Below are 23,184 nucleotides of genomic sequence, written 5' to 3'. Positions count from 1 at the left end.
TCGTCGTGTGGCGCGGGACTACGGGGTGAGGCGCGTCGGTCCGCGGAACAGGTAGGTGACCTCGCGGATCGACGGCTCGTGCAGCGCGAGCATGAGCACGCGGGCGAGGCCCATGCCGAAGCCACCGTGCGGCGGGACGCCGTAGCGGAAGAAGTCGAGGTACCAGTTGATCTCGGCGGTGTCGAGGCCCTTCTCCTCCGCCTGGGCGGCGAGCCGGTCGACCCGGTGCTCACGCTGCGCACCGGTCGAGATCTCGGCGCCGTTGAACAGCAGGTCGTAGCTGTTCGTGAGCGTCGGGTCGTCCTCGTGGCGCATGTGGTAGTACGGCCGGATCGAGGCGTCGTAGTCGGTGACGAACACGAACTCGGAGCCGTGCGTCTCCTTGGCCCAGGCGCTCACGCGACGCTCGCCCTCGGGGTCGAGGTCGCCGTCGGCACGGACGACGTCGTAGCCGCTGTCCGCGACGATCTGCCGGGCCTCCGCCAGGGTGACGCGCGGGAACGGGGCGGTCGGCACGACGAACTCGAAGCCGAAGACCTCCTCGATCTCCGTGCCGTACTTCTCCTTGACGGCCGTGAACCCGGCGACGAGGACCTCCTCGTGCATGGCCATGACGTCCTGGTGTGACTCCACCCAGGAGATCTCGGCGTCGACGCTCGTGAACTCGGTCGCGTGGCGGCTCGTGAACGAGGGGTCGGCGCGGAAGGCGTCGGCGATCTCGAACACCGCGCCGAACCCGGCCGGCTGCGCCATCTGCTTGAAGTTCTGGGGCGACTGCGCGAGGTACGCGGTGGTCTCGAAGTACTCGAGCTGGAAGAGCTCGGCCCGGGACTCGGACGCGGAGGCCATCAGCTTCGGCGTGTGGATCTCGATGTAGTCGCGGTCGACCCAGTACGAGCGGAACGCGTGCTCCATCGTCGTCTGGATGCGGAAGATGAGGTTCTGCTTGCGGTTGCGGAGGTCGAGGAAGCGCCAGTCGAGCCGCTTGTCGAGCGAGGAGTCGTCGGCGATCGGGGTCTCCGGGATCGCGGCGCTGACCACGTCGAGCGACCCGACCTTGACCTCGAGGCCGCCGAGCTTGACCCGCTCGTCGTGCTTCAGGGTGCCCTGCACGTGCACGAAGGTGCCGTGGGCGAGGCCCGAGATCTCGTTCGTGATCGCCAGAGCTGCCTGCGCGGCGTCGTCGCCGTCCTCGGCCTCGCGGGTGGCGGGGTTCACGAGCTGCGCGGCGCCGGTCTCGTCGCGGAGCACGACGAACTGCACCTTCTTCTGGTCTCGGACGGTCTCGACCCATCCGGCGACGGAGACGGGGCCGTCGGGGAGCGCGGCGAGTTCGGCGATGCGGGTGCGTTCGATCACGGGGATCGAGTCTAACCGGCTCGGTCCGGGGCCGCTCCTCCACACCCGATGCGTCGGGTCGGCCCGTCCACAGGTCTGCCTGGAGGCGCGGGTCGCCGTGCTCCGATCCGTAGCGTCGTCGACGTGGCCGGGTCGCGAGTTCGGGGGAGGTCCCATGACGGCAGGGACGGAGGGGCTCGCGGCCTGGCCGCCTGCGGCGGTGGCGACGGTGGTCGCGGCGGTCGTGACGACAGGGCTCACGTTGGCGGCGGCGGTGGTCGGCGGCTCGTGGACGGTCGTGCGGTGGCGACGGGACGTCGCGCGCGAGGAACGCGACCGCTACTGGACGCGACTCACGTGGGCGCTCGACCTGATGTCGTCCGAGGACGTCGGGCGCTCCGACCTCGGTTTCCTCCTCGCGGAGGCGATGTACGACATGCAGAGAGTTCCCGCGGGCGAGGAACCCGGTGCGAAAGTGCTCGAGGAGATCATCGAGCAGAAGCGGAGGATGCCGTGAACGAACATATCGCCGGCGCGCGCGACCGCCTGTTCCGCAAGTGGGAGCACGATCGGGAGCACCGGCTCACTCCCGAAGAGGTCGCATCCATCGACTCCGCGGTCGACCGTGCCCGAGTGCGCGCGGCTGGCTGGCGGGCGTACGTCGCGGACCGGAAACGCCAGATCGCCGCCGAGCAGGCCGGGGCGCGGTCAGGGGAGCGAAGCGCGGAGTGAACCGAGCGTGCCGATGAACTCCTCGGCCATGCCGGCGCGCTCGACGAGTTTCGCGTGTCGGGCCCGCGCGTCCTCCAGGAACTCGTCCAACCGTGCGGCCAGGGCCGGTTCGTCATCGGCCGCCCGGGTGCGGAGGGCATCGACGACCCGCAGGAGTTCCGCCATCTCGTCGAGCGTGAACCCGAGGGGCTTCATACGACGGATGACCAGCAGTCGTTCGAGGTCTTCGGCGGTGTAGACGCGGAAACCCCCCGATGTGCGCCCGCTCGGCACGAGCAGCCCGACCTCGTCGTAGTGCCGGATCGTGCGCAGGGACATGCCGGCCCGGTCGGCCAGCTCCCCGATGTGCATCGTCTCCACGGAACCAGCGTACCGACCCTACCCTCACGTGAGGGTAGGGTTGCCGACGATGTCCGCGATCACGCACTCCCCGACGCCCGCCACCGTCCTCGGGGCACTCCGTTCCCCTCGCCTGCTCACCCGTGAGGTCCTCGCCGGCGTCGTGACGGCGCTCGCCCTCATCCCCGAAGCGATCTCCTTCTCGGTCGTCGCCGGCGTCGATCCCGCGGTCGGTCTGTTCTCCAGCGTCGTCATCGCCGTGGTGATCGCGATCGTCGGCGGCCGTCCGGCGATGGTGTCCGCCGCCGCCGGCTCGGTGGCACTCGTGATCGCGCCGCTGGTCCGCGACCACGGCATCGCCTACCTGGTCCCCGCGGTGCTGCTCGGCGGGGTGGTGCAGATCGTGCTCGGTCTGCTCGGGGTCGCGCGGCTCATGCGGTTCATCCCGCGCAGCGTGAACGTGGCGTTCGTCAACGCCCTCGCGATCCTCATCTTCACGGCGCAGCTCCCGAACCTCTTCGGGCACGACGTGCCGTTCGTGGTGTGGCCGCTGACGGCCCTCGGCATCGCGGTGATCGTCGGGTTCCCGTTCCTCACCAGGGCCGTGCCGGCGCCGCTCGTGGCCGTGGTCGTCATCACGACGATCACGATCGTGTTCGGGGTCGCCGTGCCGACAGTGGGGGACGAAGGTGCGCTGCCGACGGCCCTCCCCGGGTTCAACGGCGTCACCGTCCCGTTCACGTTCGAGACCCTGCAGATCATCGCGCCGTACGCGTTCGGGATGGCCGTGGTCGGGCTGATCGAGACCCTGCTCACCGCGCAGCTCGTCGACGCGATCACGGAGACGGGGTCGAGCGCGTGGCGCGAGTCGTGGGGGCAGGGCGTCGCGAACATCGCGTCCGCGTTCTTCGGCGGGACGGGCGGTTGCGCGATGATCGGGCAGACCGTCATCAACGTGAAGACCGCAGGGGCGCGGACCCGGATCTCGACCTTCGTCGCGGGCGTCTCGGTGCTCGTCCTCACGATCGTCCTGCACGATCTCGTCGCGCAGATCCCGATAGCGGCGCTCACCGCGGTCATGGTCATGGTCTGCGTCGCGACGTTCGACTGGCACAGCATCCGACCGAACACCCTGCGCCGGATGCCGCTCGGCGAGACAGTCGTGATGGTGCTCACGGTCGTGGTCGTCGTCGCGACGGACAACCTCGCGACGGGCGTGCTCGTCGGGGTCGTCGCGGCCGCGCTGGTCTTCGCCCGGCGAGCAGCCCACGTCGTGTCGGTCGTCCGCGAGCCCGTGGACGAGCACACCGTCCGGTACCGGGTCCGGGGCGCGCTCTTCTTCGCCAGCTCGAACGACCTGGTGACCCGGTTCTCCTACGCCGAGGACCCGGAGCACGTCGTCGTGGACATGGCCGACGCGCACGTCTTCGACGCGAGCACGGTGGCCGCGCTGGACGGCGTCGAACAGCGGTACGCGCAGCACGGTTCGACCGTCCGGGTGGAGAACCTCAACACCGGGTCGGTCGCCATCCACGGGCGTCTGTCCGGCCACCTCGGCTGAGCGTCCGGCTGAGCGTCCCCGCAGCCGTGAATCCCCTGGGCGGGGAGTGGGAGCGTCCGGGCGACCTAGACTGGAGGCCATGCCCGCGACCCGAGTCCACCTCGTCCGTCACGGCGAGGTGCACAACCCCGGCCGTGTCCTCTACGGTCGGCTCCCGGGCTTCGGACTGAGTGACCTCGGCAAGCAGATGGCGGCCGCCTCGGCGACGGCGTGGCACGACGCCGGTGTCGACGTGCGGCGGATCGTCGCGTCGCCGCTGCAGCGCACCCAGGAGTCCGCCGCGCCCTGGGCCGAGGCCTACGGACTCCCGGTGGCCCTCGACGAGCGTCTCATCGAGCCCACGAACCGGTACGAGGGGCAGCCTCCGGGCTTCACGAAGCGGTCGATCGCTCGACCGGCCGAGTGGCCCTGGATCGCGAACCCCTTCCGCCCGAGCTGGGGTGAGGCGTACGAGTCGATCGCGAACCGCATGCTCGCCGCCGTCGCCACGGCCTGGGAGAGCGTGGACGAGGGCGACGTCGTCCTCGTCAGTCACCAGCTGCCCATCTGGATGGTGCACCGTCGACTCGCGGGGGAGCACCTGTGGCACGACCCGCGGCAGCGGCGCTGTGACCTCTCCAGCATCACGACCCTCGAGCGTGTGCCCGCCACGCCGACCGGTCGCTTCACCGAGGTCGGGTACGCGGATCCGGCCGAACGGCTCCGGGCGACCGCGATCGACGAAGGAGCAGTGTGAGGACCACCAGCAAGCGAATCGCGACGGTGGCGGCCACGGCGGTCATCGCCGCGCTCGCCCTCGCCGGGTGCTCGTCGAGCAACGACGCGCTCTCGAAGCAGTACGGCAACGGGACGACGCAGAACTACATCTCCGGCAACGGCGCGGTGACCGAGGTCGCCGTCGACAAGCGCACCGACCCGATCTCGTTCGACGTGGAGAGCATGACCGGGGAGCGGCTGTCGTCGAAGGCCCTCAGGGGCAAGGTCGTCGTCGTCAACTTCTGGTATGCCAGCTGCCCGCCGTGCCGTGCCGAGGCGAAGTACCTCACCACGGTCGAGCGGAAGTACTCCACCGACCAGGTGCAGTTCATCGGCGTGAACGTCCGCGACGAGCAGGGCACCGCCGAGGCCTTCGAGCGCACGTTCGGCGTCGACTACCCGACCGTCCTCGACGCCGGGACCGGTTCGATGCAGCTCGCGATGTCCGGCCAGGTCGCCCCGAACGCGGTCCCCGCGACGATCGTGCTCGACGAGAAGGGTCGGGTCGCGGCCCGCGTCCTCGGCGCCGTCGACGGCCCCGGCATCCTCGACACCCTGATCAGCGACGAGCTCACCGGGAAGGCCAAGGCCTCCTGACCGTGGCCAGCAACCCCTTCGCCGACGCGATCCTCAGCGGCCAGATGGCCGTGGCGCTGCCCGTTGCCGCGCTCGCGGGACTCGTGTCGTTCCTGTCGCCGTGCGTCCTGCCGCTCGTCCCGGGCTACCTCGGGTACGTCGGCGGTGTCGCGGAGGGCGGGCAGCGCAAGGGGCGGGTCGTCCTCGGCGTGCTGCTCTTCATCCTCGGGTTCACCGCGGTCTTCGTCGCCTACACGACGGTGTTCGGAGCGCTCGGGTTCTGGCTCGTCCGGTGGCGCGAGCTCATCACGCAGGTGCTCGGCGTCGTCGTCGTGCTCATGGGCCTCGTGTTCGTCGGGCGCTTCACGTTCATGCAGCGCACGATCAAGCCGAGCTGGACGCCGGCCACCGGGCTCGTCGGCGCACCGCTCCTCGGCATCGTGTTCGGCCTCGGCTGGACGCCGTGCCTCGGCCCGACCCTCGCCGCGATCAACCTGCTCAGTGTGCAGTCCGGCAGCGCTTGGCAGGGGATGTGGCTCGGGGTGGCGTACTGCCTCGGCCTCGGGATCCCGTTCGTCCTCGTCGCGCTCGGCGCCGGCTGGGCGACCGGGGCGATCCGCGCGGTGAAGCGCCACATGCGCATCGTCAACATCATCGGAGGAGCGATCCTGATCGTCATCGGTCTGCTCATGGTCACCGGCATCTGGTCGGCCGTCATGTCGAGCCTCGGGGCGGTGATCCAGAGCTTTGTCCCGGCAGTCTGACCACGAGGCCACGGTCGACGTCGACGCCCGGGGCGGGACCCCGGCGCGGGACGCTGACGCCGAGGCGCAGGAGGGCACCGACCTCGTCTCCGACCCGCAGCGGCCGTCCGACCACGTCGACAGTGCGCCCGCACCGCGGAGCCGGACCGAGTCGGGCGGCGCGGACGTCGCGCAGCCGAAGCTCGGCCTCGTCGGGTACCTCCGGTTCTTCTGGCGCCAGCTGACGAGCATGCGCACGGCGCTGTTCCTGCTGATGCTGCTCGCGCTCGCCGCGATCCCGGGGTCGCTCGTCCCGCAGCGCACCGCCGACCCGAACGGCGTCGTGCAGTACAAGTCGGACCACCCGTCGCTCTACCCGGTGCTCGACAAGCTGCAGGTCTTCGACACCTACACGTCCGTGTGGTTCTCGGCGATCTACCTGCTGCTCTTCGTGTCGCTGATCGGCTGCATCGTCCCGCGGACGAAGCACCACTGGCAGGCACTGCGCACCCGGCCGCCGAAGACGCCCGTCCGGCTCGGCCGACTCGCGGGCTTCCGGTCGGTGCCGGTGGACGCGACCAGCGTCGGGACCGGGTCCGACGGGGCGGGCGCCGCCACGGGCCTCCCGTCCGTCGACCACGCGGTCACGCGCGCCATGGCGATCCTGAAGCGCTCCGGCTACCGCGTCGAGCGCTTCGGCGACTCGGTGAGCGCGGAGCGCGGGTACCTGCGCGAGACCGGCAACCTCGTCTTCCACGCCGCCCTCGTCGGAGTGCTCCTGGCGGTCGGCGTCGGCGGTGGCTTCGGGTTCACCGGTCAGCGTCTGCTCGTCGAGGGGCAGACCTTCTCGAACAGCCTCGTGGCCTACGACTCGTTCAACCCGGGGCGGTGGTTCCGACAGTCCGACCTGCAGGGCTACAACCTCAAGCTCGACAAGTTCGTGACGAAGTACGAGGAGAAGAACCTCAACGCGCTCGGCCAGGCGCTCGACTACGACGCCACCGTCACGACCACCACGAAGAGCGGTGCGACGAAGACCCAGCGGCTCGGCGTGAACGACCCGGTGTCGATCGGCGGGACGAACGTGTACCTGCTCGGCAACGGCTACGCCATGCAGGTGACCGTCCGCGACGGCAAGGGCAACGTGGCGTTCAAGGACGTCGTGCCGTTCCTGCCGCAGGACGCGAACTACACATCGGTCGGTGTGATCAAGGTGCCGGACGCGAAGCCGGACCAGCTCGGCATCCAGGGGTTCTTCTACCCGACCGCGCAGGAGATGTCGACCGGCGCGTTCACCAGCACCTACCCCGACACCGAGAACCCGCTGCTGAGCCTGCAGGTCTACACGGGGAACCTCGGTCTCGACGACGGTGTCCCGCAGAGCGTCTACACGCTCGACACGAGCGGACTCAAGGAGATCGCCGGCACGCGGGCGGACACGGCCTCGGTGCAGCTGAAGCCCGGCCAGACGAAGCAGCTGCCCGACGGTGCCGGGTCGATCACGTTCGACGGAGTGAAGCGGTACGTCTCGCTCGACGTGCACCACGACCCGTCGCAGCTCTGGGTCGGCGGCTTCGCACTGCTCTCCACCCTGGGCCTCCTCACCTCGCTCTTCGTGCCACGCCGCCGCGTGTGGGTGAAGGCCGTCCCGCGGAAGGGCGCCGAGCACGGCGAGTACGACCTCGAGTACGCGGGGCTCGCCCGCGGTGAGGACCCCAACCTCGAACGTGCCGTCGCGGACATCGCACAGCGGCACGTGTCAGACCTCGGCGTTAGGATGCCCCAGTGAACATGACCGCGACCCTGGCCAGCTACTCGGTCGTCCTGACCTACTCGGCGATGGCCGTGTACGTCATCGCGTTCATCGCGTTCGCGCTCGACATGGCGAAGCGCGCGGGCAACGTCGCGGCGGGCGAGTCCGCCGCCGCTGCTCCGGCCGTCGCAGCCACCGCCCAGACCGTCGCGACCGTCCGCGGTGGGACGGTCGTGCTCGAGAAGGTGGACACCGGCACCCCGGCCGACCCGACGAAGCGTGGGACGAAGTTCGAACGCGTCGGCATGGCGATGATGATCCTCGGGGTCATCCTGCACATCGGTGCCGTCGTGCTCCGGGGCATCGCGGCCGACCGCGTGCCGTGGGGCAACATGTTCGAGTTCTCCCTCACGGGGACGGCGCTCATCGTGCTGATCTTCCTCGGGGTCCAGCTCTGGCAGAACCTCAAGTTCCTCGGTGTCTTCATCTCCGGCCTCACGCTGATCCTGCTCGGCGTCGCGACCGTGAACTACTACGTCCCGGTCGTGCCGCTCGTGGCCGCGCTGCAGTCGTACTGGCTCGTCATCCACGTGTTCGTCGCCATCGCCGGTACCGGGTTCTTCGCGCTCGGCGCCGGCCTCGCGGTGTCGCAGCTCGTGCAGACCTACCGCCAGGGCCGCCCGGTGTCGAAGAAGCTGCGCTTCATGGAGACCCTCCCCGACGCCGACCGGCTCGAGGTGCTGAGCTACCGGGTCATCCTCGTCGGCTTCGTCCTCTGGACCTTCACGCTCATCGCCGGCGCGATCTGGGCCGAGCGGGCCTGGGGCCGCTACTGGGGTTGGGACACGAAAGAGGTCTGGACCTTCATCATCTGGGTCCTCTACGCGGGCTACATCCACGCGCGGGCGACCCGCGGGTGGCGTGGTGCGCGGTCGTCGTGGCTGGCGCTCATCGGCTTCGGTGCGGTGATGTTCAACTTCTCCGTCGTCAACGTCTTCTTCAAGGGCCTGCACAGCTACTCGGGCCTGTGAGCGCGGGGCGCTGACGCGCCCACGACCGGACGGGAGGCACGGTGCCGGCTGGCACCGCGCCTCCCGTCCGTCTGTGCGTGTGCGTGTCCATGCGCGCGGCCGGCCTGGTTTCGGTCCTCCCGAGGTTCCAGAACATTGGCATCTGCTTCGCGTCACGTGCTCGCCGTGCAACCTCGATGGACGTGAGCGGCAAGTCATGGAACCCCGACCGGGGCCGGCGGGGTGCAAGGAGCCGGAGGGGCCGGGGTGCCGGGCGAGCGCGGCCGCGTCGCGCCGCTCAGGCAGCGAGCACGGCGTGCACACGTCGCACGCGGTCGAGCCACCACGCGGTGCGATCGGGTGACGCAGCGTGCCGTTCGAGCTGGTCGTGGTCGACGTCGACCCGGCGTACGGGGATCCGCCCGTCCACGGGGAGCAGCGGGTCGGCCGACACGTCCGCCGCGAACATCGCCGCCGTCCCGAGTCCGGCGGCGAACCCGGTCGCCATCGAGCGCGCCGCGAGGAACGCACCCATCCCGAGCCCGACGGAGGTGTCGAGTGCGCTCGACACGACGCAGGGGAGTCCCGCCTCCGCGACGATCCCGGCAGCAGCGGTCACGCCGCCGAGCGGCTGCGCCTTCACGACGAGGACGTCCGCGGCGCCGGCCCGGGCGACCGCGAGCGGGTCGGAGGCCTTGCGGACGCTCTCGTCCGCCGCGATCCGCACCCCGAGGCCGTCGATGCGCGACCGCAGCTCGGCGAGCCCCGGGACGGTGGCGACCGGCTGCTCGGCGTACTGCAGGTCGAACGCCGCGAGCCGCTCCAGGGCGACGACGGCCTGGTCGACCGTCCAGAGTCCGTTGGCGTCCACCCGGACGGCGGCGTCCGGGCCCATCACCCGTCGGACCTCCGCGACGCGTGCGACGTCGTCGTCCAGGGTCGTTCCTGGCTCGGCCACCTTGACCTTGGCGGTCGTGCAGCCGGGGTAGCGGCCGAGCAGCTCGGCGACCCGCGCCGGGTCGATCGCGGGCACCGTGGCGTTGACCGGCACGGAGTCGGCGTCGGGCTCGTGCGTCCTCCAGCCGAAGTCGATGGTCGCACGGAGCCACGCGGCCGCCTCGGCGTCGTCGTACTCGACGAAGGGCGAGAACTCGGTCCAGCCCTGGGGGCCGCGGAGGAGCACTGCCTCGCGGGAGGTGATCCCGCGGAACCGGACGCGCATCGGCAGGGACACGACGTGGGCGTCGGCGAGGAGTTCAGCGAGGTCGGGGAGCACGATGACCATCCTCCCAGGAGCGTCCAGGGTGCCCCACGGTTGTTCGGAGGGGACCGCCAGCGCAGCGCACTAGCATGCGACGGTCGGCCTCGGTCGGCGCTGACGTCGGCGGGGCCCGAGCCCGCCGGACGATCGACGTAGAGGGAGGCTCGGTGTCGCCGGATCCGCAGCGAGGAGCAGCACCACGCGGTGCGACTCCGCAGCAGCGCGCCACCGCAGCGCAGCAGCAGCGGACAGCCCAGCAGCAGCGGGTCGCACAGCAGCAACGAGCCGCGCAGCACCAACGAGCCGCGCAGCAACCGCAACGAGCGGCGCAGCCCCGCACCGCCTCGCGGCCGCAGACCCAGCAGCAGCGGCCCGGCGCCGTCCAGGCCCGCGCCACCGGAACCGCGCGCTCCACCGGTCAGCCGGACGAGTTCGCCCGACTGGTGCAGCGGAACACCGTGGACGTCCGGAACACCCGCGGAGCCACCCGCCGTCGGCGCAACCCCCTCGTGGGCAAGATCGCCCTCGGCCTCGCGGTGGTGTGCGCCGCGATCGACGCGAGCGCCTTCGCCGTGTTCGTGGGCGGCGACACCACCTTCGCGTTCGGCATCTGCTTCGTGACGGTCTTCCTGACGCTCGTGGCTGCGGTGCTCGGCTTCATCGCGGCCGTCGGGTCGCTCGGTCGCTGGTACGGGGCGATCGGGGTCGTGGTGGCCTTCCTCGCCAACCCGGTGATCCTCATCGTCCTCATCGTGATCGTGGCGCCGGAGCTCCTGACGGACATGGGCGGCAGCGCCTCCTGACGGGTCGACCACCCGGAGCCCGGCGGTACGTTGGAGGCATGCCTGCCCCTGTCTCCTACCTGTTCGACCCCGACGTCTGGACCGAGGCTCCGATCGCGGAGCACTTCACCGACATCACGTACCACAAGCACGTCTCGCAGGGGATCGTCCGCGTCGCGTTCGACCGTCCCGAGGTCCGGAACGCCTTCCGCCCGCGCACGGTCGACGAGCTGTACCGCGCCCTCGACGACGCACGCCAGGACCCCCGGGTCGGAGTCGTGCTGCTGACCGGCAACGGCCCGAGCCCGAAGGACGGCGGCTGGGCGTTCTGCTCCGGCGGCGACCAGCGCATCCGTGGCCGCAGCGGCTACCAGTACGTCGGCGAGGAGGGCGCTCCGCCCGAGGGGGTCGACCCGGCTGCGGCGCAGGCGTCGATGGGACGCCTCCACATCCTCGAGGTCCAGCGGCTCATCCGCATGATGCCGAAGGTCGTCATCGCCGTGGTGCCGGGGTGGGCGGCCGGGGGCGGCCATTCGCTCCACGCGATCTGCGACCTCACGATCGCGAGTTCCGAGCACGGTCGCTTCAAGCAGACCGACGCCGACGTGGGGTCGTTCGACGGCGGGTACGGCAGCGCCTACTACGCGAAGCAGATCGGGCAGAAGTTCGCGCGGGAGGTCTTCTTCCTGGCGCAGGAGTACTCCGCGCAGCGCGCGTACGAGATGGGTGCGGTGAACGCTGTGGTCCCGCACGAGGACCTCGAGCGGGAGGCGATCCGCTGGGGCGAGATCATCCTCGGCAAGTCCCCGACGGCGATCCGGATGCTGAAGTACGCGTTCAACGCGGTCGACGACGGCATGGTCGGGCAGCAGGTCTTCGCGGGCGAGGCGACGCGCCTCGCCTACGGCACCGACGAGGCCGTGGAGGGCCGCGACTCCTTCCTCGAGAAGCGCAAGCCCGAGTGGACGTCCTTCCCGTGGCACTACTGACGCCCGACCGGGTCGCGGGGCGGGCCTGATGCCCCGTCCGCTGGTCGCGCTCGGCACGTCCGACCCGTCCGCCGTGCTGCACGGCCTGGAGGCAGCACTCGCGGGCGGCCCCGCCCTGCTGCCCGTCGCCGAGGATGCGCCGGCGCTGCCGACACCGCCTCCGGCCGACGTCCCGCAGCGGGTCGCCCTGGTGGTCGAGACGAGCGGGTCCACGGGGACGGGCAAGCGGGTCGCGCTGTCGTCCGAGGCGCTGCTCGCCGGCGCAGCTGCCGCCGACGCAGCACTCGGTGGACCGGGATACTGGCTGCTCGCGCTGCCGACGCACTACATCGCCGGGCTCAACGTCCTCACGCGGTCGATCGCCGCGGGGACGACGCCCGTCCTCGTGCCACCGGGACACTTCGACCCGGTCGCCTTCGCCGACGCCGCGAGCCGGCTGGTGACCGACCGTTCGGCACCGAACCGGTACACCTCGCTCGTCCCGGTGCAGCTCGCCCGGGTGCTCGACGACGAGCGGGCCACCGCGGCCCTGGCCGGGTTCGACGCGGTGCTCGTCGGCGGGCAGGCGACTCCGGAGTCGCTGCGGGAGCGTGCGCGTGCCGCCGGGGTGCGGATCGTGACGACCTACGGCGCGAGCGAGACCAGCGGCGGGTGCGTGTACGACGGTGTACCGCTCGGACCGGTGCACGCGACGGTCGACGACGGTGAACTGCTGCTCGCCGGACCCGTCCTCGCCGAGGGGTACGTCGGTGACGACGAGCGCACGGCGCGGGTGTTCACGGAGCTCGACGGGCTGCGCTGGTACCGGACGGGTGACGCCGGCGAGGTCGTTGACGGCCGGGTCCGCGTGACCGGTCGGCTCGACGACGTCGTGATCTCGGGGGGCGAGAAGGTCCCGCTCGGTGCCGTCGAGCGGATCGTGCGTGGCCTGCCCGGACAGGAGGGTGCGGTCGTCACCCGTCGGGCTTCGAGGGAGTGGGGCGAGGTGCCGGTCGTGGTCACGGACCGTCCGCTGGACCTCGATCGGGTCCGCGAGGCCGTCGGCGCCGTGCTCGGCCGAGCCGCCCGACCGGCCGACGTCGTGGTGGTCGAGCACCTGCCGATGCTCGCGAGCGGCAAGCCCGACCGCCGGGCGGTCCACGCGCTCGCCGACCCGACCGCCTGACGGAGCCGGACCGACGCGGTCGGGCGATCCGCGCCTCCGCACCGATGCCCCGGCCGTCGGCCCCCGCGCGGTCGCGGCCCTCATGGCGAACGCCGGTACGATGATCGGCCGTGGCACGATCGAAGCAGCAGAGCCGTCCCAAGGGCCGGAGTGGCAACCCCGCGAAGGCCGCAGGCCTGCAGCGGGGCGGACAGCGGAAGGCGACCGCACGCGACTGGATCGGCGGCGCCCGCCTGCGGACCCTGACGCTCGGTGTGGTCCCCGTGGTGCTCGGCACCGCCGTCGCGTTCGTCGACAGTGGTGAGCCCGGCGACTTCGGCGACTACCTCGCGAAGGACGGACACCTCGCGATCGCCCTCCTCGCGCTCGCGGTCGCGCTGTTCCTGCAGATCGGGGTGAACTACAGCAACGACTACTCGGACGGCGTGCGCGGGACCGACGAGTACCGGGTCGGACCCGCTCGGCTGACCGGCGCTGGGATCGCGAAGCCCCGCACGGTGCTGACCGTCGCGCTGACGTTCTTCGGCCTCGCCGCCGTCGCCGGGATCGTCATCGTGGTGCTGACCGGCCTCTGGTGGATCCTGCTCGTCGGCGCGGCCGCGATCGTCGCCGCGTGGTTCTACACCGGTGGCAAGCGGCCCTACGGGTACAACGCCCTCGGCGAGGTCTTCGTGTTCGTGTTCTTCGGTCTCGTCGCCGTGCTCGGGACGCAGTACACGCAGATCCAGCAGGTCACGACGAGCGGGTGGGCGGCGGCCGTCGCGGCCGGGTTCTTCGCCTGCGCGGTGCTCATGGTGAACAACGTCCGGGACATCGACGAGGACCGGGCGGCCGGCAAGCGGACCCTGGCGGTGGTGCTCGGTCGGCCGGTCGCGCGGACGCTGTACGGGCTGTTCCTGATGCTCCCGTACGTCGTGCTGCTCTGGTTCGTCCTGCTCTACTTCCGGACCGGGCTGACGTACTTCTCGCTGCTGCTCGCGCTCCCGGCCCTCGTGATCGGCGTCTCGTCGAGGAAGCCGCGCGAGCTGATCACGGCCCTGCAGCTGTCGTCGTTCGCGTCCCTGGCGTACGGGGTGGTGCTCGGCATCACGCTCGCCGTCCAGCCCTAGGCGGCAGCGGCGCTGCGCTGCGTCGGCGCCGCGCTGCATGCAGCGCCCCGGCCTTCCGGCCTTCCGGCCTTCCGGCGCGGATTGCGTCCGCACGACCAAAGGCGCCCCGAACCGCCGGATCGCGTGGTTCGGGGCGCCTTTGGTCGTGCGAGCGGCGCGGCGCGGCATCGCGAGCAGCGCGGCGTGCGTGCGGCACGGCATCGCGGACGGCGCGGGCCGCCGGCGCCGCGCGTCAGGCGTCGTCGCGACGCGTGGCGTGCCGGTCGGCGTCGGAGACCGGCTGCTCGCGCGGGGCCTCGCCGTCGGCGGCGTCGACGAAGTCGTCCTCGAAGTCGGTGTCCGCGTCGTGCGCCGGACCCGGTCGGCGTTCGGCGAGGCTCAGCGCGACCCGGTGGCGGAGCTTCCCGAGGGCGATGTACGACACGAGCAGCCCCACGAGGGCGGCGATGATCGTGGCCCAGTACCAGCGCATCGGCGTCAGGACGAGCAGCAGCACGAGGGCGGCCGCGAAGATGCCGAGACGCGCCAGGGAGTAGAGGAGCCACGCTTTCACCCGACAAGTGTACGAACCGTCGGGTGGCAGGTCCTGTACAGGCGCCGTGCCTAGACTCCGTGCATGGTCCGACTGTGGCTGATCGTCGTCGTCGCCGCCGTGGCGTTCACGGTGTGGACGGCCATCGACTGCGCCACGATGCCCCGCCAGCGCGTGCGGTCACTGAGCCGCGGCGTGTGGATCCTCCTCGTGATCGTCCTCCCCGTCGTCGGCGGTGTCCTCTGGCTGCTGCTCGGTCGCGCGCCCGCTGGCCCGGCCCCCGCGCAGCGGTACCGTGGACCCGAAGACGACCCGGACTTCCTCGGCGGCGGACCCACGCCGCCGGAGCGGTCCCGCACGGACAAGGACCAGGACGACGCAACCCTCCGAGACCTCGAAGAGCAGTTCCACGACCGGGACGACGACGGACGCGAGAACTGCTGACCGCGACCCGGCCAGCAGCGCCCCGGTCGACACCGCCGGCATGCGCCGCAGCCCGGCGACCGACTTCGCCGTCGCCCTCCTGCAGGAACTCGCCCGCGCCGGCGTCACCGACGTCGTGGTCAGCCCCGGGTCCCGGTCGCAGGCCCTCGCCCTCGCCGCCGTGGCCCTCGAGCGTGCGGGCGGCGCCACCGTGCACGTCCGGCTCGACGAGCGCACCGCGGGGTTCTTCGCGCTCGGCCTCGCGGTCGAGACGGGTCGCCCAGCCGCGGTGGTGACGACGAGCGGCACGGCCGTCGCGAACCTGCACCCGGCCGTCCTCGAGGCACACCACTCCGGCGTCCCGATGATCGTCCTGAGCGCGGACCGCCCAGACGAGCTCCGCGGCATCGGCAGCAACCAGACGACAGTGCAGCCCGGCATCTTCGGCTCCGCGGTCTCGTTCGTCCGCGACGTCCAGGCACCGGTGGCCGACACACCCGCCGCCGAACTGCACCGTTCGGCCCGTGAGCTCGCGCGGCAGGCCGTCGCCGCGGCCGCTGGACACGAGGGGCAGCCCGGGCCGGTCCAGCTCAACGTCGCCTTCCGCGAACCACTGTCCGCCGGACTCGCCGAGGGCGCCGTCGCGACCGTCCCGGACGACGAGGTCGACACCGCGTACGCCGCCCGCCGCCAGCACACCGGGCTGCCCGTCGCCGAGCTGGCCCCGGACGACGAGCCCGCGACGGTCGTCATCGCCGGGCACGACGCCGGCGAGGACGCCGAGCGGATCGCGTGGGAGCTCGGTGCGCCGCTCATCGCCGAGGTGTCGAGCGGTGCGCACTTCGGCCGGCACCTCGTCGTCGCCTACCGGCAGCTCCTGGGGGACCCTTCGTTCGGCGGAGCCGTCCGTCGCGCCGTCGTGCTCGGGCACCCGACGCTCAGCCGTGAGGTCCCCGCGCTCCTGCAGCGGGCCGACGTCGAGACGGTCGTGGTCCGCGCTCCGGGTGCCGACGTGTACGACCCGGCCCGCGCCTCCCGTCCGGACGCGGCGACCACCGTCGTGTCCGGCGTCCGCGTGACGGGTCGCACCACCGCGGCACACCGCGCGTGGGTGGGACGCTGGGTCGTCGCGAGCCGCGCGCTGCTCGGTGCGGGTGACGCCGCTCCCGACCTCGACGCGAAGCGGTCGCCGGACCGGGCCGAGCGGAACCGGTTCCTGCGCGACGAGGTCGCGCTCCGCCGACGTCCCGTCGACCGTGCGATGCTCACCGAGGCCGTGTGGGGCGCGACCTGGCCGCACGACCGGCTCGTGCTCGGAGCGTCGCAGCTCATCCGCGTCGCCGACGGGCGGGTCCCCGGCAAGAAGCTGCGCGTGCACGCCAACCGCGGCCTCGCGGGCATCGACGGCACCGTGTCGACCGCCCTCGGCATCGCGGCGGCGCTCGAGCGGTCGTCCGCGTCGATCGGGACGACCCGCGTGCTCGTCGGGGACCTGACCTTCCTGCACGACCTCGGCGCCTTCGTCACCGGGACCGCGGAGCGCACGCACCGGGTGCAGGTGGTCGTCGGCAACGACGGCGGCGGCGCGATCTTCCGGGGGTTGGAGGTCGCGGCGACCACGCCGGAGGCGGACATGACGCGCATGATGAGCACGCCGCAGCACGTGGACGTCGAGCGGGTCGTCACCGGACTCGGGTGGGAGTACCGACGCGCGGCGACGTGGGGCGACCTCGAGGCGGTGCTGACCGACCCGGCCGAGCGGGTCGTCATCGAGGTGCCGCTGGCCGACTGAGCAGCGTCGGCGACGCGGCGTGGTGCCGCGGGTCGCGTCGGCGGGACGCACGGCAGGTCGGCCTGGAGGCACGGCGGGTCGGCCTGGAGGCACGGTGTCGGCCCGCCACGGGCCTCCCGTCCGCCCGGCGGTCGCGCCGTCATGCCGGCCGGCACGGCGTCCGGCGGGTGGCCGCGTGGTCAGGCGAGCGCGTCGGTGATCGGCGGGTGGCCGCGCGGTCAGGCGAGCGCGTCGGTGATCGGGCGGAACTTCAGCGCGGTCTCGGCGACCTCGCGCTCCGGGACCGACCCCGCGACGATGCCCGCTCCGGCCCAGGCCCGCACGGTGCCGTCCGGGGTGATCCGGGCGCTGCGGAGCGCGAGCATCCACTCGCCGTCCCCGTTCGCGCCGAGCCAACCGACCGGCCCCGCGTAGCGTCCACGGTCGACGCCCTCGAGCTCGGCGACCAGCCGCACGGCGACGTCGGTCGGGGTGCCCGCGACGGCCGCGGTGGGGTGCAGGGCGTCGGCGACGTCGAGCGAGGTCGTCCCTGCGGGCAGGGTCGCCTGCACGTCGGTCGCGAGGTGCCAGAGGTTCGGGAGCTGCAGCCGGAAGGGCTCGGGATCGGCGCGGAGGTCGGTCGCGAGGGGACGCAGCGCGGCGAGCAGGCTCTCGACCGCGAAGGCGTGCTCCTCGACGTCCTTCCGACTCGAAGCCAGGGCCTCGGCGGCGGCACGGTCCGACACCGGGTCGTCACCGCGTGCGGCGCTGCCGGCGAGCACCCGTGCCGACACCCGCGTGCCGTCGGTCCGTGCAAGCGTCTCGGGCGTCGCACCGATGATCCCGTCGACGGCGAAGGTCACGCACTGCGGGTACGCGTGGGCGAGGTCGAGGAGGAGCGCGCGCTGGTCGGCGTCCTCCGGCAGCGTGCCGACGAGGTCGCGCGCCAGGACGACCTTGCGCGCGTCGCCTGCACTGATGCGCCGAACGGCCTCGGCGACCGAGCGGGCGTAGGCGTCCTCGTCGATGCGTCCGGGGGTGAGCGCCACCCGGACGTGACCACCGACGCGGGGGACCGGCACCGAGGTGCGGCGGAACGCGAGCGGTGCCGGGTCGGGCGTGGTGTCGACCGCGGTCAGCCAGGCCTTCCCGCGACGACGCCCGATGACCACGCGGGGGACGATGAGCACGCTGGTGTCGGCGGAGTCGTCCGCGAACGCGAAGGCGCCGAACGCGACGAGCCCCGACCCGCGGAGCTGCACCGGGTCGTCGACCTCGGCCGCCGCGACGACCGCACGCCACGCCGCGGAGGCGTCGCGCATCCGCGACGGACCGCTGAACTCGAACCGCAGGGCCTCACCGATCCCGACGATCCCGTCACCGCCACGGACGAAGGCCAGCGGGCCGTCGTGCAGGGTGTGGCGGAGGACGGCGCCCGGGTCGTCGAGGATCCGGGTCGAGACCGTCAGCGGCGGGGCGGCCGTGGTGGTTCGGTGCACGACCCGATCGTACGCGCCGCTCTCGGGCCGGGCCGTCGCGGGCTCCCCGCAGCACCCGGGCCGGGCCGTCGCGGGCTCCCCGCAGCACCTGGGCCGGTCCGCCGCGGGCGCCGTGCGGCGGCCGTTGCGGACGCGTCCGGGCCACGCCCCGCGGGCTCACGGGAACGCCCGGGTGCGGACCTCTAGGATTGGTCGGGTGAGCAGAGCGGACCTGAACAAGCGGCCGGACGAAGTGGCGGCCATGTTCGACGACGTCGCGGCGAAGTACGACCTCACGAACGACATCCTCTCCGCGGGCAACGCCCCGCTGTGGCGCGTCGCGACGGTCCGGGCGGTCGACCCGCAGCCGGGCGAGAAGGTGCTGGACATCGCCGCCGGCACCGGTACGAGTTCGGCGGCGTTCGCGAAGAAGGGCGCCGAGGTCACGGCGCTCGACCTCTCCGCGGGCATGATCCGCGTCGGCCGTGAACGCCACCCCGAGATCACGTTCGTCGAGGGTGACGCCGAACACCTGCCCTTCGACGACGACACGTTCGACGCCGTCTCGATCTCGTTCGGCCTCCGCAACGTCAACGACCCGCAGCAGGCGCTCGTCGAGATGCTCCGCGTCCTGAAGCCCGGCGGTCGCCTCGTGATCTGTGAGTTCTCCACGCCGCCGCTCGCGCTCCTGCGCTTCGGCTACGGCACCTACCTCAAGCGGGTGCTGCCCGGCGTCGCGAAGCTGTCGTCGAGCAACCCCGCCGCCTACCGCTACCTCGCGGAGTCGATCGACGCGTGGCCGGAGCAGCAGGTGCTCAGCCAGTGGCTGCGCGGCGTCGGCTTCACGATGGTCGCCTACCGGAACCTCACGGCCGGTATCGTCGCACTGCACCGCGGCCGCAAGCCCGTCGCGGGCACGGTCCGCGCCTCGGTCGCCCGTCGCGCGAAGGCCCGCCGTGCGCACCAGGTCACCGGCGAGCAGCCGCGCGTCCAGCCGGGCACCGACGCCGCCGACCACGACGGCTGAACCATCCCCTCCCCGAGTACGGAGCAGCACTTGAACCCGAGCGTCCCGGTCGCACGTCGCGCACCGAGTCTCCGCGCCTCGCTGGGCATCGGCGAACGGCTGTTCGCGTCCCCCGCCGACCGACGGTTCATCACCGCGGTGGACGACGGGCTCGAGGTCGTCGAGCACGCGCTCGAGGCCGCCATGCACTCGGCCGACACGCTGGCCGACACCACGAGCCGGTACCTCCTCGCCGCCGGCGGCAAGCGCATCCGACCGACGCTGACGCTCCTCATCGCCCAGCTCGGCCGCGGTGTCACGGACGAGGTCGTCAAGGCCGCCGTGAGCATCGAGACCACGCACCTCGCATCGCTGTACCACGACGACGTCATGGACGAGGCACCCGTCCGCCGTGGCGTGCCCGCGGCGCACGTGACCTACGGCAACAACGTCGCGATCCTCACCGGCGACCTGCTCTTCGCCCGCGCGAGCCTCATCACCGCCGACCTCGGGGTCGAGGGCATCCGGATGCAGGCGGAGACCTTCCAGCGGCTCTGCCTCGGACAGCTGCACGAGACGACCGGCCCGCGCGAGGGGGAGGACGCCGTCGCGCACTACATCCAGGTGCTCAGCGACAAGACCGGTTCGCTCATCGCGACCGCCGCACGCGCGGGTGTCCTGTTCTCCGGGGCGGACCGGGCGTACCTCGAGCCCGTGGCGGTCTTCGGTGAGAAGGTCGGCGTGGCCTTCCAGCTCGTGGACGACGTCATCGACCTCGCGCCGGCGGGGGACCGCACCGGCAAGATCGCGGGGAACGACCTCCGTGCCGGCGTCGACACGCTGCCCCTGCTCCACCTCCGTGCCCTCGCGGCGACCGACCCGGACGCCGCGGCGCTGCTCCGACGGATCGAGGACGACGTGCGGGACGCCGACGACGACGCCGTGGACACCGAGGCGTACCAGACCGCGGTCGCCGCCCTCCGCGACCACGAGGCGACCGCCACGACCCGGGCCGTCGCGGTCCGCTGGGCCGAGGAGGCCGTCGACGCCCTCGGTCCGCTGCCCGACGGTACCGTGAAGAAGGCCCTCACCCGGTTCGCGGAGTCCGTCGTCGACCGCAGCCGCTGAGATCCGGCCGACGGCACCCATCCGCGCCGCCGAGCCGCGCGACCCCGGGAGCACCCCACCCGAACGAACTGGAGACGATCAGTGCCCACCCTCCGACTCGCCATCGTCGGCGCCGGTCCCGCCGGCATCTACGCCGCGGACATCCTCCTCCGCGAGGCACACGGCCACGACGTGTCGATCGACCTGTTCGAGCAGCTCCCCGCGCCGTACGGCCTCGTCCGCTACGGCGTCGCGCCCGACCACCCCCGCATCAAGGGGATCGTCAACGCTCTCCGCGACGTCCTCGACCGCGGTGTCGTCCGCCTGTTCGGGAACGTCCGGTTCGGCGAGGACATCACGCTCGAGGACCTCAAGAAGCACTACAACGCGGTCGTGTTCTCGACGGGTGCGATCAAGGACGCCGACCTCGACATCCCCGGCATCGACCTCGAGGGATCGTACGGCGCCGCGGACTTCGTGAGCTGGTTCGACGGCCACCCGGACGTCCCCCGCACCTGGCCGCTGACGGCCGAGAGCGTCGCGGTGATCGGCAACGGCAACGTCGCCCTCGACGTCTCGCGCATCCTCGCGAAGCACGCCGACGACCTGCTCCCGACCGAGATCCCGGACAACGTGTACGAGGGCCTCAAGGCGAGCCCCGTCACCGACGTGCACGTCTTCGGCCGCCGCGGTCCGGCCCAGGTGAAGTTCACGCCCCTCGAGCTCCGCGAGCTCGGGGAGGTCCGGGACGTCGACATGGTCGTGTACGACGAGGACTTCGACCACGACGAAGCCTCGCTCGCGGCGATCCAGACGAACAAGCAGGTCATGGTGATCAACCGCGTCCTGAACCAGTGGCGCGAGCGCGAGGTCGGGCAGGCCAGCCGCCGCCTGCACCTGCACTTCTACGCGAAGCCCCTCGAGCTGGTCGGCGACGGGGACGGACACGTCGCCGCGATCCGGTACGAGCGCACCCGGCCGAACGGCGAGGGCGGTGTCGAGGGCACGGGCGAGATCCGCGAGGTCCCGGTCCAGGCCGTCTACCGCGCGGTCGGCTACTTCGGCTCGCCGCTGCCCGGCCTGCCGTTCGACGAGCGCCAGGGCATCATCCCGAACCGTGAAGGCCAGGTCCTCGGCGAGGACGGTCAGCAGCTCCCGGGCGTCTACGCGACGGGCTGGATCAAGCGCGGACCGGTCGGGCTCATCGGACACACGAAGTCCGACGCGATGGAGACCGTGCAGCACATCGTCAACGACCAGGCCTCGTGGTGGACCCCCGAGGACCCCTCCGCTGAGGCCGTCCCGGCGCTGCTCCGCGAACGCGGGATCGCCTACACGGACCTCGACGGCTGGCACAACCTCGACGAGCACGAGCTCGCCCTCGGTGCCGCTGCCGGCCGCGAGCGGATCAAGGTCGTCCCCCGTGACGAGATGGTGGACGTCTCGCTCGGCCGGGCCGCCGCACCGACCAGCTGACGGACCGCCCGCCGTGACCACCGCAGCACGCCCCGTACCGCCCGACGCGGTGCGGGGCGTGCCCGCGTCGGGGCCGCGGCTGCAGGGCGTCGACGTCGCCCGCGCGATCGCCCTGCTCGGCATGGTCGCCACGCACGTCGGTGACGTGCCGGACGCCGTCGACTGGTCCGACCCGACGACGTGGGCCGCCGTCGCGCACGGGCGGTCCTCGTCGCTCTTCGCCGTGCTCGCCGGGGTGTCGATCGGCCTCACGAGCGGCCGGACCCGGCCGCCCGGGCCCCCGCTGATCGGGCGGATCCGGGCGAGACTCGCGATCCGCGCCGTCGCGGTGGTCGGGATCGGCCTGCTCCTCATGGCGCTGGACACGCCGGTGTACGTGATCCTGCCGACCTACGGCATGCTCTTCCTCCTCGCGATCCCGGTGTTGCGGGTGCGCGCCCGGTGGCTCCTCGCCCTCGCTGCCGCCTGCGCTGTCGCATCACCCGTCGCAGCGCTGGCGGTGCTGCCCGTGTACGCGGACGCCGGCATGTGGGAGGTGCAGCTCGGGCTGGTGTACCCCGTGGTCACCTTCCTGGCGTACGTGCTGGTCGGCCTCGGGGTCGCCCGGGCGGGCAGCCTGGGCCCCCGCCGCCGGTCCCCGGACGACGCGCCAGCGGCATCCGGGCCGTGCCGGTGGGGAGAGGCGCGGACCACCCAGGTCGCACTCCTCGCGTCCGGAACGCTGGTCGCCGTCGTCGCGTACGTCGTCGGGAACCTGGTCGCACCGGTCCCTGCGGATGCCGCCTGGGCGTCCTTCCCCGGCGTGCCGTTCGCCCCCGAGGGCAGCACGCCCGCGCAGGCCCTCGCGCAGGAGTTCCTCTCGCCGCGGGACCACTCGTCCTCGATCGTCGACGTGGTCGGGACCGCCGGGGTCGCGGTCGCGGTGACGGCGCTCTGCTGCCTGCTCGTCGACGGACGCGGCCGCGCCGTCCAGCGGATCGCGTTCCCGCTCGTGGCCGTCGGCGCCATGCCGCTGTCGGTCTACGCGTTCCACCTCGTGGTGATCGCGTTCCTGCCCGAGTACCCGCAGAGCGCGGTGGCGTGGGGCTGGTTCGCGATCGGCTCGGTGCTGTTCGCGATGACGTGGCGGACGTTCCTCGGTCGGGGTCCACTCGAACGCCTCCTCGCCCGGCTGACCGCAACCGTCCCGCTCACCCGCTGAGCGAGGTCGGCAGGAGGCCCCGCCCGTCGAACCAGCTCGACTGCGCGGTTCGACGTCGTTCGCGGGGTTCGACGCG

General features: G+C 72.2%; 22 protein-coding genes. 17 read left to right on the top strand and 5 right to left on the bottom strand.

From position 1 onward, the window contains the following. Positions 1 to 18: 18 nt before the first annotated feature. On the bottom strand, positions 19 to 1,359 hold the full coding sequence (gene aspS / locus ABC270_RS13845) for an aspartate--tRNA(Asn) ligase (RefSeq protein ID WP_412881314.1): 1,341 nt from the start codon (positions 1,357 to 1,359) through the stop codon (positions 19 to 21). A 154-nt stretch (positions 1,360 to 1,513) separates the two neighbouring features. Here aspS and ABC270_RS13840 point away from each other — a divergent pair, with 154 nt between their 5' ends. Beyond that, positions 1,514 to 1,855, top strand: a complete 342-nt coding sequence (locus ABC270_RS13840; RefSeq protein ID WP_412881313.1) for a hypothetical protein — start codon at positions 1,514 to 1,516, stop codon at positions 1,853 to 1,855. A 191-nt stretch (positions 1,856 to 2,046) separates the two neighbouring features. On the opposite strand, the gene ABC270_RS13835 is transcribed toward ABC270_RS13840, so the two are convergent. Further along, on the bottom strand, positions 2,047 to 2,421 hold the full coding sequence (locus ABC270_RS13835) for a MerR family transcriptional regulator (RefSeq protein WP_412882099.1): 375 nt from the start codon (positions 2,419 to 2,421) through the stop codon (positions 2,047 to 2,049). 58 nt (positions 2,422 to 2,479) lie between these two features. Between ABC270_RS13835 and ABC270_RS13830 the strand changes: the two genes are divergently transcribed. From ABC270_RS13830 to ccsB, 6 genes are all read left to right on the top strand, one after another. Beyond that, positions 2,480 to 3,970 carry a SulP family inorganic anion transporter gene (locus tag ABC270_RS13830; RefSeq protein ID WP_412881312.1) on the top strand — a complete coding sequence of 497 codons (1,491 nt, stop codon included), beginning with the start codon at positions 2,480 to 2,482 and terminating at the stop codon, positions 3,968 to 3,970. 79 nt (positions 3,971 to 4,049) lie between these two features. Next, positions 4,050 to 4,706, top strand: a complete 657-nt coding sequence (locus ABC270_RS13825; RefSeq protein WP_412881311.1) for a histidine phosphatase family protein — start codon at positions 4,050 to 4,052, stop codon at positions 4,704 to 4,706. Then, the gene (locus tag ABC270_RS13820) at positions 4,703 to 5,323 is read left to right on the top strand and encodes a TlpA family protein disulfide reductase (RefSeq protein ID WP_412881310.1); all 621 of its coding nucleotides are present in this window, start codon (positions 4,703 to 4,705) and stop codon (positions 5,321 to 5,323) included. Before ABC270_RS13825 ends, ABC270_RS13820 begins: the two co-directional genes overlap by 4 nt. 44 nt (positions 5,324 to 5,367) lie before the next feature. Continuing rightward, positions 5,368 to 6,066: a cytochrome c biogenesis CcdA family protein gene (locus tag ABC270_RS13815; RefSeq protein ID WP_412882098.1), complete on the top strand. Its 699-nt coding sequence runs from the start codon at positions 5,368 to 5,370 to the stop codon at positions 6,064 to 6,066. Beyond that, entirely contained in the window at positions 6,050 to 7,834 is a 1,785-nt protein-coding gene (resB, locus tag ABC270_RS13810; protein ID WP_412881309.1) for a cytochrome c biogenesis protein ResB, read from the top strand. The genes ABC270_RS13815 and resB overlap by 17 nt, the downstream gene beginning before the upstream one ends. A gap of 2 nt (positions 7,835 to 7,836) precedes the next feature. Then, a complete protein-coding gene (gene ccsB / locus ABC270_RS13805) occupies positions 7,837 to 8,829 on the top strand; it encodes a c-type cytochrome biogenesis protein CcsB (protein WP_412881308.1) in 993 nt (330 codons plus the stop codon). A 277-nt stretch (positions 8,830 to 9,106) separates the two neighbouring features. Here the strand turns inward: ccsB and ABC270_RS13800 are convergent, their stop codons facing one another. After that, a complete protein-coding gene (locus ABC270_RS13800; RefSeq protein ID WP_412881307.1) occupies positions 9,107 to 10,093 on the bottom strand; it encodes an o-succinylbenzoate synthase in 987 nt (328 codons plus the stop codon). Between the two features lie 143 nt (positions 10,094 to 10,236). Between ABC270_RS13800 and ABC270_RS13795 the strand changes: the two genes are divergently transcribed. The 4 genes from ABC270_RS13795 to ABC270_RS13780 all read left to right on the top strand — a co-directional run bounded on the left by ABC270_RS13795 (position 10,237) and on the right by ABC270_RS13780 (position 14,114). Then, positions 10,237 to 10,872 carry a hypothetical protein gene (locus tag ABC270_RS13795; protein WP_412881306.1) on the top strand — a complete coding sequence of 212 codons (636 nt, stop codon included), beginning with the start codon at positions 10,237 to 10,239 and terminating at the stop codon, positions 10,870 to 10,872. 38 nt (positions 10,873 to 10,910) lie between these two features. Further along, positions 10,911 to 11,840 (top strand): 1,4-dihydroxy-2-naphthoyl-CoA synthase, encoded by a 930-nt coding sequence (locus tag ABC270_RS13790; protein ID WP_412881305.1) that lies wholly within the window; start codon positions 10,911 to 10,913, stop codon positions 11,838 to 11,840. 28 nt (positions 11,841 to 11,868) lie between these two features. Beyond that, a complete protein-coding gene (locus ABC270_RS13785) occupies positions 11,869 to 13,005 on the top strand; it encodes an AMP-binding protein (protein ID WP_412881304.1) in 1,137 nt (378 codons plus the stop codon). Positions 13,006 to 13,115: 110 nt separating this feature from the next. After that, entirely contained in the window at positions 13,116 to 14,114 is a 999-nt protein-coding gene (locus tag ABC270_RS13780; RefSeq protein WP_412881303.1) for a 1,4-dihydroxy-2-naphthoate polyprenyltransferase, read from the top strand. Between the two features lie 232 nt (positions 14,115 to 14,346). Here the strand turns inward: ABC270_RS13780 and ABC270_RS13775 are convergent, their stop codons facing one another. Further along, on the bottom strand, positions 14,347 to 14,667 hold the full coding sequence (locus tag ABC270_RS13775; protein WP_412881302.1) for a DUF4229 domain-containing protein: 321 nt from the start codon (positions 14,665 to 14,667) through the stop codon (positions 14,347 to 14,349). A 63-nt stretch (positions 14,668 to 14,730) separates the two neighbouring features. On the opposite strand from ABC270_RS13775, the gene ABC270_RS13770 reads away from it, so the two are divergent. Both ABC270_RS13770 and menD read left to right on the top strand, forming a co-directional pair. Then, positions 14,731 to 15,090, top strand: coding sequence for a PLD nuclease N-terminal domain-containing protein (locus tag ABC270_RS13770; protein WP_412881301.1), 360 nt, complete (start codon positions 14,731 to 14,733; stop codon positions 15,088 to 15,090). A 40-nt stretch (positions 15,091 to 15,130) separates the two neighbouring features. Next, complete coding sequence (gene menD, locus ABC270_RS13765) at positions 15,131 to 16,861, top strand: 2-succinyl-5-enolpyruvyl-6-hydroxy-3-cyclohexene-1-carboxylic-acid synthase (RefSeq protein ID WP_412881300.1); 1,731 nt, start codon at positions 15,131 to 15,133, stop codon at positions 16,859 to 16,861. Between the two features lie 218 nt (positions 16,862 to 17,079). Here menD and ABC270_RS13760 read toward each other — a convergent pair whose 3' ends face one another. Beyond that, positions 17,080 to 18,339, bottom strand: a complete 1,260-nt coding sequence (locus tag ABC270_RS13760) for an isochorismate synthase (protein WP_412881299.1) — start codon at positions 18,337 to 18,339, stop codon at positions 17,080 to 17,082. A gap of 196 nt (positions 18,340 to 18,535) precedes the next feature. On the opposite strand from ABC270_RS13760, the gene ABC270_RS13755 reads away from it, so the two are divergent. The 4 genes from ABC270_RS13755 (at position 18,536) to ABC270_RS13740 (ending at position 23,108) form a co-directional block, all read left to right on the top strand. Beyond that, positions 18,536 to 19,345 carry a demethylmenaquinone methyltransferase gene (locus ABC270_RS13755; protein WP_412881298.1) on the top strand — a complete coding sequence of 270 codons (810 nt, stop codon included), beginning with the start codon at positions 18,536 to 18,538 and terminating at the stop codon, positions 19,343 to 19,345. A 30-nt stretch (positions 19,346 to 19,375) separates the two neighbouring features. Then, entirely contained in the window at positions 19,376 to 20,452 is a 1,077-nt protein-coding gene (locus ABC270_RS13750) for a polyprenyl synthetase family protein (RefSeq protein WP_412881297.1), read from the top strand. Between the two features lie 81 nt (positions 20,453 to 20,533). After that, entirely contained in the window at positions 20,534 to 21,907 is a 1,374-nt protein-coding gene (locus ABC270_RS13745; RefSeq protein ID WP_412881296.1) for an FAD-dependent oxidoreductase, read from the top strand. Positions 21,908 to 21,920: 13 nt separating this feature from the next. Then, positions 21,921 to 23,108, top strand: coding sequence for a heparan-alpha-glucosaminide N-acetyltransferase domain-containing protein (locus tag ABC270_RS13740; protein ID WP_412881295.1), 1,188 nt, complete (start codon positions 21,921 to 21,923; stop codon positions 23,106 to 23,108). Positions 23,109 to 23,184: the final 76 nt, after the last annotated feature.

The sequence above is a fragment of the Curtobacterium phoenicis genome (genome assembly GCF_047238015.1).
Classification (GTDB): domain Bacteria; phylum Actinomycetota; class Actinomycetes; order Actinomycetales; family Microbacteriaceae; genus Curtobacterium.
The sequence above is the reverse complement of the archived record's forward strand: the minus strand, read 5'-3'. Positions and strand labels throughout refer to the sequence as shown.

Coding starts and splice junctions, on each gene's coding strand:
- ABC270_RS13785 (WP_412881304.1), top strand. CDS start 11,869: ATGCCCCGTCCGCTGGTCGCGCTCGGCACGTCCGACCCGTCCGCCGTG.
- ABC270_RS13830 (WP_412881312.1), top strand. CDS start 2,480: ATGTCCGCGATCACGCACTCCCCGACGCCCGCCACCGTCCTCGGGGCA.
- ABC270_RS13815 (WP_412882098.1), top strand. CDS start 5,368: ATGGCCGTGGCGCTGCCCGTTGCCGCGCTCGCGGGACTCGTGTCGTTC.
- menD (WP_412881300.1), top strand. CDS start 15,131: ATGCGCCGCAGCCCGGCGACCGACTTCGCCGTCGCCCTCCTGCAGGAA.
- ABC270_RS13790 (WP_412881305.1), top strand. CDS start 10,911: ATGCCTGCCCCTGTCTCCTACCTGTTCGACCCCGACGTCTGGACCGAG.
- ABC270_RS13835 (WP_412882099.1), bottom strand. CDS start 2,421: ATGCACATCGGGGAGCTGGCCGACCGGGCCGGCATGTCCCTGCGCACG.
- ABC270_RS13800 (WP_412881307.1), bottom strand. CDS start 10,093: ATGGTCATCGTGCTCCCCGACCTCGCTGAACTCCTCGCCGACGCCCAC.
- ABC270_RS13770 (WP_412881301.1), top strand. CDS start 14,731: ATGGTCCGACTGTGGCTGATCGTCGTCGTCGCCGCCGTGGCGTTCACG.
- ABC270_RS13840 (WP_412881313.1), top strand. CDS start 1,514: ATGACGGCAGGGACGGAGGGGCTCGCGGCCTGGCCGCCTGCGGCGGTG.
- ABC270_RS13825 (WP_412881311.1), top strand. CDS start 4,050: ATGCCCGCGACCCGAGTCCACCTCGTCCGTCACGGCGAGGTGCACAAC.
- ccsB (WP_412881308.1), top strand. CDS start 7,837: ATGACCGCGACCCTGGCCAGCTACTCGGTCGTCCTGACCTACTCGGCG.